This window comes from Antarcticimicrobium sp. (assembly GCF_029212575.1).
Lineage (GTDB): Bacteria > Pseudomonadota > Alphaproteobacteria > Rhodobacterales > Rhodobacteraceae > Antarcticimicrobium.
The window spans coordinates 93,129-108,675 of sequence record NZ_JARGPK010000019.1; the positions used below are offsets into that span (position 1 = coordinate 93,129).

Here is a 15,547-nt window from a genome sequence, read left to right on the forward strand (position 1 = left end):
TAGGCGTGCCTCGGGCGGCTTGCAACGGGCACGGGGCCGGGCTAGCCAGTTGCCATGTTGTCCATATTCTACCAAGGCCCGCCGCCACCCTGCCCCGCCCCGTTCAACCTGGCCGCCTTCGTGTTGCGCCGGACGCGGGAAACGCCCGACAAATGCGCCCTCTCGGTGCTGCACCCGGGGCGCTCCGACGACTGGACCTATGCGGATCTGGAGCGCGCGGTGCGCGGCACCGGCACCGGGTTGTTGCGCGCCGGGTTGGCACCGGGACAGATCGTTCTGATGCGGCTGGGCAACACGGTGGAGTTTCCCATCGCCTATCTCGGCGCCATCGCCGCCGGTCTGGTGCCAGTGCCGACCTCGTCGCAACTAACCGCGCCGGAAACCGCCAAGATGATCGCCGAGCTCAACCCGGCTGCCGTCCTGCGCGACCCGGGGATCGCCTGTGCCGATCACCCGCTGCAGATCGACATCGCGGCGCTGGAGGCGATGCGCGCCCTGCCGCCCTGTGACTGGGCGATGGGCGACCCCGAGCGGCTGGCCTATGTCGTCTTTACCTCCGGCACTTCCGGCAGCCAGCGGGCGGTGGCCCATGCCCATCGCGCCATCTGGGCGCGGCAGATGATGGTCGAAGGCTGGTACGCGCTGACCCCGAAGGACCGGCTGTGTCACGCCGGCGCCTTCAACTGGACCTATACGCTGGGCACCGGGCTGATGGACCCCTGGGCCATCGGCGCCACCGCGCTGATCCCCGCGCCGGGCAGTGACATCGCCACCCTGCCCGAGCTTCTGCGCAAACATCGCGCTACGCTCTTTGCCGCCGCACCGGGTGTCTATCGACGAATGCTGCGCGACCGAGATGCGCTCGCCCTGCCGGATCTGCGCCACGGGTTCAGCGCCGGGGAAAAGCTGTCGCAGGATCTGCACCGCCGCTGGGAGGAGATGACCGGGACCGGGCTGCACGAGGCCTTTGGCATGTCCGAATGCTCCACCTTTATCTCCTCCAGCCCGGCGCATCCGGCGCGCGGCACCGCATTGGGCCAGCCGCAACAGGGCCGCCGCGTGGCGATCCTGGGCGAGGACGGTCAGCCGGTGCCCCAGGGCGAGCCGGGCGTGATCGCGGTGCACAGGGGCGATCCGGGGCTGATGCTGGGCTATCTCAACGCGCCGGAGGAAATGGCGGCCCGGATGCGCGGCGACTGGTTCCTGACCGGCGACCAGGGCGCGATGGCGGTGGACGGGCAAATCACCTATCTCGGTCGCGCCGACGACATGATGAACGCCGGTGGCTACCGGGTGTCGCCACTGGAGGTCGAATCCGCGCTCTCCACCCATCCCGGGATCGACCAGGTCGGCGCCGCCGAGGTCGAGATCAAGCGCGACACCACGATCATCGTCGCCTTCTACACCGGGCCGAAGGAACTGGACGAAGCCGGGTTGCATGCCTATGTGGGCGGGACGCTCGCGCGGTACAAGCAGCCGCGCGCCTTTGTTCATCTCGACGCGCTGCCCAGTGGCGCCAACGGCAAGCTGTTGCGCCGCGCGCTGCCTGCCTATTTCCCCGACCGGAGCCCAGATCCCGCATGACCGACCAGACCGTCAAGCTCGACATCCTTTCCGATCCGATCTGCCCCTGGTGCTATATCGGCAAGGCGAACCTTGACCGGGCACTGGCCGAGATCCCCGATCATCCCTTCGTGATCGAGTTTCACCCGTTCCAGCTCAACCCCGACATGCCGGCGGGCGGGATGGACCGGCGCGCCTATCTTGAGGGCAAGTTCGGCGGCAAGGCGGGTGCGGCGCGCGCCTATGCCCCGATCGTGGAGCATGCCGAGGCCGCCGGGCTGACGCTGAACCTCGACAAGATCCAGCGCACGCCCAACACGCTGGATGCGCACCGCCTGATCCACTGGGCCGGGATCGAGGGGCGCCAGTACGCCGCCACAGCGGCGCTGTTCACCGCCTATTTCGTCGACGGGCGCGATATCGGCGATCACGAAGTGTTAAGCGATCTGGCCGACAGTCTGGGCATGGATGCCTCGTTGGTGATGAAGCTTCTGTCCTCGGACGCCGACCGCGACGAGATCCGCCGCCGTGACGCCCACAGCCGCGAGATGGGGGTCAACTCGGTCCCCACCTTCATCGTGGCGGGCAAACATGCCGTTCCGGGTGCACAATCGGCCGAGTTGTGGCAGAAAGTCATAAAGGAGATACAGGAGCAGATCGCACAGTGAACCACTTCAAGTCCCTGACGCTGTTTTTTAGCCTGGTGTCCGTCCTGGCGCTGGGGACGGTCTTTTTCCGCTATATCGAGGGATGGACCTGGGTTGATTCCTATTTCTTCACGGTGGTCACGATCTCGACCGTCGGCTACGGCAGCCTCGTACCGGCGACGGTGGTGGGCAAGATCGCGGCGACCGCGCTGATTTTTGTCGGGCTGGGGATCTTCGCCGTCGCGATCCATGAGTTCGCCGTCTACAACATGCGCAAGCGCGAGGAAGAGGCCGAGTGGCTGATCGCCCGGCTGGGGCATCACGACCACCCGCACCACCCGCACCACCCGCAGCAGAATGAGGCCGTCGAAACCGAGGCCGAGGCGCCGGCCGCCAACGAGGACGATCGACCGCACGGAAAACACGCCCCGGCCGAGTGAGGGCGGGCCCCTATGGCATCCGCTGACACGCCATGTTACCGCCACCGGGTAGCCCCGTGGAGTTCCCATGCAAAACCGAATGTCGCGGACCGAATTCATCGCGTTGATCGCGATGATGTTCGCCACTATCGCCTTTTCCATCGACGCGATGCTGCCCGCCCTGCCCGAGATCGGCGCGCAGCTCAGCCCCGATAACGTCAACCGCGCGCAGATTATCCTGACCGCCTTCGTGCTGGGCATGGGCGCGGGAACCTTCGTGACCGGGCCGCTGTCGGACGCCTTCGGGCGCAAGCCGGTGATGCTGGCCGGCGGGATCGTCTACATCGCGGCGGCCTTCGTGGCGTGGTGGAGCACCACGCTCGAGGTGGTGCTGGCCGCGCGGCTGGTACAGGGGCTGGGTGCGGCCGGGCCGCGCATTGTGGCGATGGCGGTGGTGCGCGACCTGTATTCCGGGCGCGAGATGGCGCGCATGGTTTCCATCGCCATGATGATTTTCACCATCTTCCCGGCCTTCGCCCCGCTGATGGGCGCGGGCATCATCGCGCTGGCCGGGTGGCGCGGCATTTTCCTCGCCTTCATCCTGTTCTCGCTGATCTCGATGCTGTGGATGGAGTTGCGCCTGCCGGAAACGCTGCCGCGGGAGAACCGCCGCGCGTTCCGCGTGCCGCTGCTGGCCGCCGCGTTGCGGGAAATGGCGACGCACCCCACCGTGCGCCTGTCGATCGTGGTCCAGACGCTGTGCCTGGCCACGCTGTTCTCCATGATCCTGAGCGTTCAGCAGGTCTATGACCTGATCTTCGGCCGGGCCGAGAACTTTCCGATCTATTTCGGGGTGGTGGCGTTGATCTCGGGCTCGGCCAGCCTGCTCAACGCGGCGATCGTGGAGCGGGTGGGCATGCGCCGGATCGTCACCTGGTCGCTGGGGATCCAGATCGGGCTGGCTGGCCTGATGCTGGCGGCGGCCGGGATGGGCCTGACGCTCGACGTGTTGTTCTGGGTCTTCATCGTCTGGCAGACCTGCCTGTTCTTCATGGCCGGAACCACCCTGGGCAACCTGAACGCCATCGGGATGGAGCCGATGGGCCATATCGCAGGCATGGCGGCCTCGATCATGGGTGCCCTGTCGACGGTCGGGGCGGCGCTGCTCTCGGCGCCGGTGGGGCTGATGTTCAACGGCACGATCCAGCCGCTCGCGGCGGGGGTTCTGGTGTTCTCGGTCGTCGGGTTCACGCTGATGCTGCAGATGGGGCGGATCGAGGCGCGCCAGCCGGTCTGATTGCCCCTGTCGCGGCACGCGAAAGCCGCCTAACCTGAGGGCCGGAGGGCAAGGCATGAGCGATTATTACGATCTCGGCAGCTACAGCAGCCCGATCACCACGCGTGATCCGCTGGCGCAGCTCTGGTTCGACCGGGGATTGATCTGGACCTACGGGTTCAATCACCAGGAGGCCGTCGCCTGTTTTCGCCGCGCGCTGGAGCATGACCCGGACTGCGCCATGGCGCATTGGGGCGTGGCCTATGCCTCGGGCCCCAATTACAACATGCCCTGGGCGCTGTTCGACGATCCCGGACGGGCCGAGGCGCTGGCCATCGCCCATGACGCCACCCAGGCGGCGCTGGCGCGGCTGGCGGGCGTGACCCCGGGCGAAGCGGCGCTGATCCGCGCCCTGCCCGCCCGCTATCCGCAGCGCGAGTTGGCCCGCGACATGCACCGCTGGGACCATGATTTCGCCGGTGCCATGCGCGCCGCTTTCGCGGCGGTGCCCGATCACCTCGACCTGCGCGCGATCTACGCCGAGGCGCTGCTGAACCTCACCCCCTGGCAGATGTGGGATCTGAAAACCGGCCAGCCGGCCCAGGGCGCCGCCACCGAAGAGGCGCGGCTGGCGCTGGAACAGGCGCTCGACACCCTGCCTGGCGCGATGCGCCATCCCGGCCTGCTGCACCTCTACGTGCACCTGATGGAAATGTCGCCGACCCCGGAAAAGGCGCTGAAGGCCGCCGACGTGCTGCGCACCCTGGTCCCCGACGCCGGCCATCTGGTGCATATGCCGACCCATATCGACGTGCTCTGCGGCGCCTATCGCGACGTGGTGCACTGGAACCAAAAGGCGGTCGAGGCCGACCTTAAGTATTACCAGCGCGAGGGCGCCTTCAACATCTACACCGGCTACCGTCAGCACGATTACCATTTCGTCATCTACGGCGCACTGTTCCTTGGCCAGATCGAACCGGCGCTGGAGGCCAACCGGGGATTGTGGGCGACCACGCCGGAGGAGATGCTGCGGATCGAAAGCCCGCCGATGGCCGATTATTTCGAAAGCTTCATGGCGATGGAGCCGCACATCCTGATCCGCTTCGGCCGCTGGGAGGCGTGCAAAGCGCTGGACTTGCCTGAAGACCCCGAATTGTACAAAACCCTGTGCGCAACTGTACATTATGCCCGCGCGCTGGGTCATGCCGCGACCGGAGAGGTGCCGCAGGCCGAGACCGAGGAGGTGTTGTTCCACGCCGCCCGCGCGCGGGTGCCGGACAGCCGGTTGATGCACAACAACAGGGTCACGGATCTTCTTGAAATCGCGGGTGAAATGCTGCGCGGCGAGATCGAGTACCGGAAATCGAACTTCGAGACCGCCTTCGCCCACCTGCGCCGCGCGGTCGAGCTGGACGACACCCTGCCCTATGACGAGCCCTGGGGCTGGATGCAGCCGGCGCGCCACGCGCTTGGCGCCCTGCTGCTGGAACAGGGCCGCGCGGAGGAGGCCGAGGCGGTCTATCGTGCGGATCTGGGCCTCGGCGGCACCCTGCCCCGCGCCTGCATTCACCCGGATAATGTCTGGAGTCTCAAGGGCCTGCACGATTGCCTTGAAGCTAGAGGTGAGGCTGTCGAGATCCTGCAGATCAAACAACGGCTGGCGCTGGCCCAGGCCCGTGCGGATGGGGTTGCGGCCTCTTGCGGATGTGCCCAGGCAGCGATGAGATCCGGCGCGTAACCGATTATCCGATCACGCTTTTTCTGCCTTGGCTTTCTTCTTCTCGGCGGCCAGTTTCTCGGCCAGGTCGCGGGCTATGGCGAAGGCGCCCTTGATCTTGTCGCTGTCCTTTCGCCAGTCGCGGCGCACGACGATCTTGTTGTCCTTGATCTTGGCCAGCCCGTTCTGCGCCTGGACGAATTCCACCAGCCCGACGGGCGAGGCGAACTTGTCGTTGTGAAACTGGATCGTCGCCCCCTTTGGCCCGCCGTCGAGCTTGGCGATTCCGGCGCGCTTGCACATCGCCTTGATCCGAACCACCAGAAGCAAGGTATTGACCTCCTTGGGCAATTTTCCGAACCGGTCGATCAACTCGGCGGCAAAGCCCTCCAGCTCCACCTTGGTGGTGAGCGACGAGAGCCGGCGATAGAGGCCGAGGCGCACGTCGAGATCGGGCACGAATTTCTCCGGGATCAGTACCGGCACCCCGAGGTTGATCTGCGGCGCCCATTGATCGTCGGCCTCGCTCAGCCCCTCCATCTCGCCCGCCCTGATCTTGGCGATCGCCTCCTCCAGCATCTGCTGGTACAGCTCATACCCCACGTCGCGCATCTGGCCCGACTGCTCCTCGCCCAGCAGGTTGCCGGCGCCGCGAATGTCCAGATCCTGGCTGGCCAGGGTAAATCCGGCGCCGAGGGTATCGAGGCTGCCCAGCACGCGCAGGCGTTTCTCCGCCGTGGCGGTCAACTTCGCCCGCGGTTTGGTGGTGAGGTACGCATAGGCGCGGGTCTTGGATCGGCCCACTCGGCCCCGGATCTGGTAAAGCTGCGACAGCCCGAACATGTCGGCGCGGTGCACGATCATGGTGTTGGCGGTCGGGATGTCGAGGCCGCTCTCCACGATGGTGGTGGCCAGCAGCACGTCATACTTGCCGTCGTAAAAGGCGTTCATGCGGTCATCAAGCTCGCCCGCCGCCATCTGGCCATGGGCGGTGACGACGCTGACCTCGGGCACCTGATCGCGCAAAAAGGCCTCGATCTCCGGCAGGTCGGAGACGCGCGGCACCACGTAAAAGCTTTGCCCGCCGCGATAATGTTCGCGCAGCAGCGCCTCGCGGACGGTGACTGCATCGAATTCACTGACATAGGTGCGGATCGCCAGCCGGTCGACCGGCGGCGTGCCGATGATCGACAGGTCCCGTACCCCCGAAAGCGACAGTTGCAGGGTGCGCGGGATCGGCGTGGCGGTCAGCGTCAGCACATGGATGTCCGAGCGCAGCTGTTTCAACCGCTCCTTGTGGGAGACGCCAAAATGCTGTTCCTCGTCGATCACCAGCAGGCCGAGGTTCTTGAAGCGAATGCCCTTGGCCAGGAGCGCATGGGTGCCGATGACGATGTCCACCGTGCCGCGCGCCAGCCCGTCGCGGGTTTCTTGCGCCTCCGCCGCCGACACGAAGCGGCTGAGTTGACGCACTGTGAGAGGAAAGCCGCGGAACCGGTCGGAAAAGCTGGAAAAATGCTGCCGTGCCAGCAGCGTGGTGGGGGCGATCACCGCGACCTGGGTGCCGGACATGGCGGCGACGAAGGCGGCGCGCATCGCCACCTCGGTCTTGCCGAAGCCGACATCGCCGCAGATCAGCCGATCCATCGGCTGGCCGCTGTCGAGGTCGCCGAGCACGTCGGAAATGGCACCAAGCTGGTCGTCGGTTTCCTGATAGGGGAAGCGGGCGCAGAAGGCCTCCCAGGCGTGGTGTTCGGGCTCCAGCACCGGGGCGCGGCGCAGCGCACGTTCGGCGGCCACCCGGATCAGCCGGTCGGCCATCTCGCGGATGCGTTCCTTGAGCTTGGCCTTCTTGGCCTGCCAGGCGCCGCCGCCCAGCCGGTCGAGCAGCCCCTCTTCATGGCCGTAGCGGGACAGCAGCTCGATATTCTCGACCGGCAGGTAAAGCCGCGCGTCCTCGGCATATTCCAGCAACAGGCATTCATGCGCCGCACCGGCGGCGGTGATCACCTCCAGCCCGTGATACCGGCCGATGCCGTGATCCACGTGCACCACCAGGTCGCCCGGCGACAGCGATTGCGCCTCGGTCAGGAAATTCTCGGCCTTGCGGCGTTTCTTGGGCGCCCGGATCAGCCGGTCGCCCAGCACGTCCTGCTCGGCGATCACCGTCATCTCGGGGGATTCGAACCCGTGCTCCAGCGCCCAGACCGCCAGGTGCAACCCGCGCTTGCTGATCCGCGATCCGCTGGGCACGTCGATGGTTTCAGCCAGCCCCTCGTCCTCGATCAGCCCGGACAGGCGTTCGCGCGCGCCCTCGGAGTAGGAGGCGACCAGCACCGGCCCCTTTTCCAGCTTTGCGCGAATATGATCCGCCAGGGCTCCGAAAAGGCTGATGTTCTCCTGCTGCCGTTCGGGGGCGAAATTGCGCCCGATGCGCCCGCCCGCGTCGATCACACCGGGTCCGCTGGCCTGCGGCAGCGGGTTGAACTGCAACAGGCGCCGGCCCGCGACCGAGACCTCCCACGCGGCATCGTCGAGAAACAGCAGATCCGGCGGAATCGGCTTGTACACGGTGTCGATCCGGGTTTTCGCCTGCATCGCCAGCCGCCGCGTCTCGTACTGGTCGGCGATACTGTCCCAGCGCGCCAGCCGCGACGGTGTGACCTGGTCGTCGAGTGTCACCGTGGCATCGGGCAGGTAGTCGAACAGGGTTTCCAGCCGCTCGTGAAAGAACGGCAGCCAATGTTCGATCCCCTGGTGCTTGCGCCCGGCGCTGACCGCCTCGTAGAGCGGATCATCGGTGCCGGCGGCACCGAACTCGATCCGGTAGCTCTGGCGGAACCGCAGGATGGCGGCCTCGTCGAGGATGACCTCGCTCACCGGGGCAAGTTCGACAATATCGAGTTTTTCGGTGGTGCGCTGGGTCGCGGGATCGAACCGGCGCGCGCCGTCGAGCACGTCGCCGAACAGGTCGAGCCGCACCGGCCCCGCGTTCCCCGGCGGATATATGTCGATGATGCCGCCCCGCACCGCGTAATCGCCCGGCTCGGTTACCGTGGGGCTCTGGCTGAACCCCATGCGCACCAGAAAGGCCCGCAGTGCGGCCTCGTCCACCCGGTGGCCGACGCGGGCGGTAAAGGCGGCCTCGCGCAACACCTCGCGCGCCGGCACCCTCTGGCCGGCGGCGTTCAGCGTGGTCAGCAGGACGAATTGCTGCGGCATCTGGTGCACCAGCGCCGCCAGCGTCGCCATCCGGGCCGCCGAGATATTGGCATTGGGCGAAACCCGGTCGTAGGGCAGGCAATCCCACCCCGGAAAGGTGATCACCGGCATATCCGGGGCAAAGAAGGCCAGCGCGGCGCGCATTGCCTCCATCCGTTTGTCGTCGCGCGCGACATGGCAAACCGGCGCGCCGGTTTTCACGATCTCTTTCAGGATCAGTTGCGCGTCGAACCCCTCGGGCGCGCCGCCCACGGTGATGTGGCTGGCTTCGGTCATCCGCTCTCGCCTTTCGTTCGCCGCGCGCTATCCAAGAACGCCCAGCGACAGGTTCTGGTACATGCCCCAGAGCGCCGTGACGAAGATCGACAGCGTCCCGATCATCTGGGTGTAGAGCCGGCAGCGCGTCAGCCGTTTGTACAGCAGGGGCCCGTGCGCCTGTTCCCGTTCGATCCGCCGGGCGGTGGCCGCGCTCATCGCCGCGACGCCCGACATGGGCGCGGCCAGAAGGAACAGCGCCTGAGCGAACTCGACCCGGTAGAAGAATCCCATCGTTGCCAGCGTCGAGAGTCCGAAGAACATGATCCCAACCAGCCAGGGGCCGGACACCCGCCCGATATAGAGCAGCCGGTTCACGTTGACCCGGGCGATATCCTCAAGGTCCCGCTCGGCCTGGCCGCCGTTGCGGCGCGCGCGCAGCACCATGTCATAGGGCACGCCCAGCACCCAGTGGCTGGCCGAGGACCAGACCACAGCCAGCGCGATCCAGAACCAGAGGTTCGAGAAGGAGCGCATGTCGATCAATTCGAAAACCGTGGTGTACCAGTCCAACCGCCCTGCCCTTTTCCGCCCTGATGCCGCCCCGGCGCCGCATCGGGCGCGTCCATTGTTACCCTTGTGGGGGAAGGTTTTCCATGCCACCCAATACGGAATTGTTCAAGGAGTCCGCGCCATGAAACCCACGATCGCCCCGTTTCCCGCCGCCCGTCCGCGCCGCGCGCGTCAAAACCCCGCGATCCGCGCGCTGGTGCGGGAGAACACGCTGAGCGTGGGGGATCTGATCTGGCCGGTGTTCGTGCGCGACGGCACCGGCGTGGAAGAGCCGGTTGCCTCGATGCCCGGCGTGGTGCGGCGCAGCGTCGATCTGATCGCCAAGGCGGCGAAAGAGGCGCACGGGCTGGGCATACCGGCGATCTGCCTGTTTCCCTATACCGATCCCGGCCTGAAGACCGAGGATTGCGCCGAGGCCTGGAACCCCGACAACCTGAGCAACCGGGCGATCCGTGCGATCAAGGACGCGGTGCCGGAGATGGCGGTGATGACCGACGTGGCGCTCGATCCCTACAACATCAACGGCCATGACGGCTTTGTCGTCGATGGCGAGATCGTGAACGACCGCACCGTCGAGGCGCTGGTCAGGATGACCCTGGCCCAGGCCGAGGCCGGGGCCGACATCATCGGCCCCTCGGACATGATGGACGGGCGGATCGGCGCGATGCGCAAGGCGCTGGAATCCGAGGGCCACCAGCGGGTGATGATCCTGTCCTACGCAGCGAAATACGCCAGCGCCTTTTACGGGCCGTTCCGCGATGCGGTCGGCGCCTCGGGCGCGCTGACCGGCGACAAGAAGACCTATCAGATGGACCCGGCCAATTCCGACGAGGCGCTGCGCCTGATCGAGCGCGACCTGACCGAGGGCGCCGACATGGTGATGATCAAACCCGGGATGCCCTATCTGGATATCTGTCGGCGCACCAAGGACACCTTCGGCGTGCCGACCTATGCCTACCAGGTCTCGGGCGAATACGCGATGATCCAGGCGGCGGCGCAGAACGGCTGGATCGACGGCGACAAGGTGATGGTGGAAAGCCTGATGGCATTCAAACGGGCTGGATGCGACGGCGTATTGACCTATTTCGCGCCGCAGGTGGCGCGGGCGTTGAACGGCTGACTCCGTTCTCGATCAATGCGCAAGACGGCGGCAACCGGAGTTTACGTGAATGAGTGGAACAGGACATGCAACCGCCGGGGTCTCGGCGACCGGGGATGCGCGGGTCGATGGCATCCTGCATTCGGTGCGCTGGTCTGACCTGCCTCTGACCTACAGCTTTCCGAGCGGGCCCGATGAATACGGCAGCAGCTATGGCGGCGGAGAGAACGTCGGCGCCTTCATCGCATCGACCGGCATCCAGAGCGCCGCAGGGTTTGCGCTGGACGCCGATGCGGGGGGGCGCGCCGACGACGGATTCTCGCTCGAAGGGTTCACCGCCATCACGGTGCAACCGACCGTTCTTTCCAATGCCCATATCCGCGTTGCCGAAACCACATCGGATCCGTTTTCCTACGGCACCGCCTGGAGTTATTTCCCCCATTGGGCAAGCACCGCCGGGGATGTCTGGCTGACCAACGTATCGGTCGATTTTACCGCCGCGCGGGCCGGGAACTATGCCCATATCACCGTGCTGCACGAGATCGGCCATGCGCTTGGCCTGGAGCACGGACATGAATACGGCTCTTTCGGTAGCGTTCCCTATGCCTATGACGCGATGGAATACACCATCATGACCTATCGCCCCTATGTGGGCGGCGCGACCACCGGCTATAGCAACGAGATCTGGGGCTATGCGCAAAGCTACATGATGCTCGATATCGCCGCGCTGCAGCACCTCTACGGCGCCGACTACAGCACCAACTCTGGCGACACGGTCTATCGCTGGTCCCCATCATCGGGCGAAACCTGGGTGGATGACGCGGTTGCGATCAGCCCCGGCGGCAACCGGATCTTCGCGACGATCTGGGACGGCGGCGGCACCGACACCTATGAACTGAGCGCCTATGCAGGCGATCTGTCTATCGACCTGGCGCCTGGCGCGGCCTCGCTGTTCAGCGCGGCGCAACTGGCCGGGCTCGGACACGGAAACACGCCCTCGGGCAATATCTACAACGCGCTGCTGCACGAGGACGACCCGCGGTCGCTGATCGAGAACGCCGAGGGGGGCGCCGGCGACGACCGTATCACCGGCAATACGGCGGACAACCGCCTGACCGGCAACAAGGGCGACGACAGCCTGGCCGGCTTGTCCGGGGCCGACACCCTGCTCGGAAATGGCGGCAACGACACGCTGACCGGGGGCGGCGGCGCCGACACGCTCAAGGGCGGCAGTGGCGCCGACCAGATCAACGGCAATCGCGGCGACGACACGCTGCGCGGCGGTGCGGGCCGCGACAAGGTCTATGGCAACAAGGGCGACGACCGGATTCTCGGGCTGAAGGGTCTGGACAAGCTGTTCGGCGGGAATGGCGACGACACGCTGACCGGCGGCGCCGGACGCGACGCGATGACCGGCGGCGACGGCGCCGACAGTTTCGTGTTCGAGGCCTGTGACGACAGCGCCGCCGATGCCGCCCGCCCGGACCGGATCCGCGATTTCACCCCCGGCGAGGACATTATCGACCTGACCGGCTTGGTGGAGGGAAGGTTGAGATTCATTGGCAACGACGGTTTTTCCGCCTCGGCGGGCGAGTTGCGCTACGAGGCCGCCGGCGCCGACATCCTGGTCAGCGCCGATTGCGACGGCGACGGATTGGCGGATTTCATCCTGGAACTGCGCGGGGTGACGCTGCTGGAGGCCGGGGATTTCCTGCTCTGATACGGTGGCGACAGCGGAGCCGGGTTGCGGATGCGGGCAACATCCCGCGCATTTGCGCCGCTTGCGGCGTGACAGACGCCGGGCATGAGCGTATAACCGCGCCAAGGCCGGAAAACCGGTCAGAGCAGGTCAAAAACAGGCTAATCCAATGAAAAACGCGATCCAATCCCATCGGCTGACCCGGCGCGGGTTTGCCCTGAGCGCCCTTTCCGCCCTGGGCGTGACCGCAGCCTGCGGCAACGGCGTGGGCACCAACAAGGCCGCCAAGATCGACGCGCGCGTCGATGCAACGCTGAACCAGATGTACGCCCGCTATCCCAATACGGTGACGCTGGCCGAGAAATCCACCGGCATGCTGGTGATGCCGCTGGTGACCGAGGCGGGCCTCGGGCTCGGCGGGGCCTATGGCCGCGGTGCGCTGCGGGTCAACGGCGCCACGGTCGATTACTATTCCACCGTCAAGGGCAGCGCCGGGTTCCAGATCGGTGCCCAGCAATACGCCCATGTGCTGTTCTTCATGACCGAGGACGCGCTACTTGAATTCCGCCGATCTTCCGGCTGGGCTGCGGGGGGCGATCTGGAATACGTGATCCGCGACGAGGGCGATTCCATCGCGGCCGATACCAACACGCTGCGCTCGCCGATCATCGCCGCAGTCTTCGGACGGGCCGGGCTGCGCTTGGGCGCGACGTTGGAAGGCACGAAATACACCCGGATCATTCCCTGATACATTGCGCCGCTGGGCAGTTGAGATGGCTTTCGCCACCCAGGGATATCGCCTAGGTTGAAATCGACCGAGGGGCGGCGCTCTTGCCGCCCGGATGAGCGGGCCGACGCCGCAGGCGGGGGAAAGATGAGGCAGATTTTTCGTTGGTTGCTGCGGATCGCCGCCGGCCTGGTGGCGCTGGTGGTCCTGGCCGTCGGGCTGGTCTATTTCCTGGCCAGCCAGTCCTTGCCCGACTATGACCAGACCGAGAAGGTCGCTGGCCTGACGGCCCCGGTTGAGATCATCCGCGACAACGCCAATGTGCCGCATATCTTCGGCGAAAGCGATCCGGACGTCTACTTCGGCCTGGGCTATGCCCATGCGCAGGATCGTCTGTGGCAGATGACGATGATGCGCCGGACCGTGCAGGGGCGGCTTTCCGAAGTGTTTGGCGCGCGCACGGTACGGATCGACCGGCTGTTGCGGCGGCTTGACCTCTATCGGCTCGCGCAGCAATCGGTCGCGGTTCAGGATGCCTATACCACGGCCGCGCTCGAGGCTTATTCCGCCGGCGTCAATGCCCGTCTGAACGAGATCAACGATGAGGCCTTGGGGCGCGGCGCGCCCGAGATGTTCCTGTTCAACGCCCCGGTCGCGCCATGGCAGCCGGCGGATTCGCTCGCCATGATCAAGCTGATGGGGCTGCAACTGAGCGGGCATATGGAAGAAGAGGTCCTGCGCGCGCGCACCTCGCTGATGCTGGACGACGATGCGCGGCTGCGCGACATCCTGCCCGATGCGCCGGGCACCGGCATCGCGGCCCTGCCGGAATACGCGGCGCTGTTTCCCGGCCTGCCCCGCTACGCCGAGGGGGAGCAAGCCCCCGACGATCCGCTCTGGCCGTTCCCGCGGCGCGGGCTGGCGGGCGCGTCCAATGCCTGGGCCGCCGCGCCGTCGCGTTCGGCCTCGGGGGGGACATTACTGGCCAATGACCCGCACCTGGGTTTTTCCGCGCCCTCGACCTGGTATCTCGCGCGGCTCGAACTGCAATCCGGCGGCGTGATCGGTGCCAGCATCCCGGGCATTCCGGCAATCCTGACCGGGCGCAGCCGCAAGCTGGGCTGGGGCGTGACCTCGTCCTATCTCGACGATCAGGACGTGTTCATCGAGAAGGTGAACCCGCAGAACCCGGACGAGTACCTGACCCCTGACGGGTTCAAGACATTCGAGAGCCGCCCCTCGATCATCCAGATCAAGGACGCCGCCCCGATCACCCTGACCCTGCGCTGGACCGAGAACGGCCCGGTGCTGCCCGGCAGCCACTACAAGCTGGAGACGGTGACGCCGCCCGGACATGTCGCCGCCCTTGGCTGGACCGTGCTCGATCCCCAGGACACGACGGTGAGCGCGGCGATGGCGCTGATGCGCGCGGAAACCGTGCAGCAGGCGATCACCGCCGGCGAACGCTATATCGCGCCGTCGCAGAACCTGATGCTGATCGACCGCGAGACCATCGCCTTCAAGACCATCGGCGCAGCGCCCCGGCGCGACCCCCGGCAACAGAGCAAGGGGCGGCTTCCGGTGCAGGGCTGGCGCGCCGAGAACCGCTGGCAAGGTCGCCAACCCTATGCCTCGAATCCGGAATTCGTCAGCCCGCGCGGCGGGATCCTGGGCAATACCAACAACAAGGTGCTCGAACGCCCGTTTCCCAACCATATCTCCTACCTCTGGGGTGACACTCAGCGGATCAACCGCTGGCAGCGGCTGATGCAGGCCCGCCAGGTCCATACCCGCGACAGTTTCATCGAGGCGCAGCTCGACACCGTGAGCTTTACCGCCCGCTCGCTGCTGCCGCTGATCGGGGCCGACCTGTGGTTCACCGGCGAGGCGGCGCCCGACGGCACCCCCGAACGACAACGCCAGATCGCGCTGTCGCTGCTGGCCGAGTGGAACGGCGAGATGAACGAGCATCTGCCCGAGCCGCTGATCTACGCCGCATGGCTGCGCGCCCTGCAAACCCGGCTGATCGAGGATGAGATGGGCCCGCTGGCGACAGAGTTCAAACATGTCGATCCGGTCTTTGTCGAACGCGTCTACCGGAACATCGACGGTGCCGGGATCTGGTGCGACGTGCGCCAGAGCGCCCCGCGCGAGACCTGCACCGACATGGCCCGGCTGGCGCTGGACGACGCGCTGGTCTGGATCGGCGAGAATTTCGGCGGCGCGCTGGAGAGCCTGCGCTGGGGCGACGCGCACCAGGCCACGCATGACCATCCCGTGCTGGGTGAGGTGCCGGTGCTGCGCTATTTCGTCAACATCCGCCAGTCGACCAGCGGCGGCGACAACACGC

General features: G+C 66.4%; 11 protein-coding genes. 9 read left to right on the forward strand and 2 right to left on the reverse strand.

Going from position 1 to position 15,547, the window contains the following annotated elements:
- Nucleotides 1-54 precede the first annotated feature (54 nt).
- The 5 genes from P1U75_RS03570 to P1U75_RS03590 all read left to right on the forward strand — a co-directional run bounded on the left by P1U75_RS03570 (nt 55) and on the right by P1U75_RS03590 (nt 5,643).
- Nucleotides 55-1,584, forward strand: coding sequence for a class I adenylate-forming enzyme family protein (locus P1U75_RS03570; RefSeq protein ID WP_300239892.1), 1,530 nt, complete (start codon nt 55-57; stop codon nt 1,582-1,584).
- On the forward strand, nt 1,581-2,231 hold the full coding sequence (locus P1U75_RS03575) for a DsbA family oxidoreductase (protein WP_300239894.1): 651 nt from the start codon (nt 1,581-1,583) through the stop codon (nt 2,229-2,231). Before P1U75_RS03570 ends, P1U75_RS03575 begins: the two co-directional genes overlap by 4 nt.
- Entirely contained in the window at nt 2,228-2,650 is a 423-nt protein-coding gene (locus P1U75_RS03580; RefSeq protein ID WP_300239896.1) for a potassium channel family protein, read from the forward strand. Before P1U75_RS03575 ends, P1U75_RS03580 begins: the two co-directional genes overlap by 4 nt.
- A 79-nt stretch (nt 2,651-2,729) precedes the next feature.
- A complete protein-coding gene (locus P1U75_RS03585) occupies nt 2,730-3,926 on the forward strand; it encodes a multidrug effflux MFS transporter (protein ID WP_300239899.1) in 1,197 nt (398 codons plus the stop codon).
- Nucleotides 3,927-3,981: 55 nt separating this feature from the next.
- A complete protein-coding gene (locus tag P1U75_RS03590) occupies nt 3,982-5,643 on the forward strand; it encodes a tetratricopeptide repeat protein (protein ID WP_300239902.1) in 1,662 nt (553 codons plus the stop codon).
- A 12-nt stretch (nt 5,644-5,655) separates the two neighbouring features.
- Here the strand turns inward: P1U75_RS03590 and mfd are convergent, their stop codons facing one another.
- On the reverse strand, nt 5,656-9,120 hold the full coding sequence (gene mfd, locus P1U75_RS03595; protein WP_300239905.1) for a transcription-repair coupling factor: 3,465 nt from the start codon (nt 9,118-9,120) through the stop codon (nt 5,656-5,658).
- Between the two features lie 27 nt (nt 9,121-9,147).
- Nucleotides 9,148-9,672: a component of SufBCD complex gene (locus P1U75_RS03600; protein WP_300239908.1), complete on the reverse strand. Its 525-nt coding sequence runs from the start codon at nt 9,670-9,672 to the stop codon at nt 9,148-9,150.
- A gap of 121 nt (nt 9,673-9,793) precedes the next feature.
- On the opposite strand from P1U75_RS03600, the gene hemB reads away from it, so the two are divergent.
- The 4 genes from hemB to P1U75_RS03620 form a co-directional block, all read left to right on the forward strand.
- Nucleotides 9,794-10,792, forward strand: coding sequence for a porphobilinogen synthase (gene hemB, locus P1U75_RS03605; RefSeq protein WP_300239911.1), 999 nt, complete (start codon nt 9,794-9,796; stop codon nt 10,790-10,792).
- A gap of 49 nt (nt 10,793-10,841) precedes the next feature.
- The gene (locus P1U75_RS03610; RefSeq protein WP_300239914.1) at nt 10,842-12,491 is read left to right on the forward strand and encodes a M10 family metallopeptidase C-terminal domain-containing protein; all 1,650 of its coding nucleotides are present in this window, start codon (nt 10,842-10,844) and stop codon (nt 12,489-12,491) included.
- A 148-nt stretch (nt 12,492-12,639) separates the two neighbouring features.
- A complete protein-coding gene (locus P1U75_RS03615) occupies nt 12,640-13,218 on the forward strand; it encodes a YSC84-related protein (RefSeq protein WP_300239917.1) in 579 nt (192 codons plus the stop codon).
- Nucleotides 13,219-13,344: 126 nt separating this feature from the next.
- The coding region (locus P1U75_RS03620) for a penicillin acylase family protein (RefSeq protein ID WP_300239919.1) at nt 13,345-15,547 on the forward strand (2,203 nt) is incomplete at its 3' end.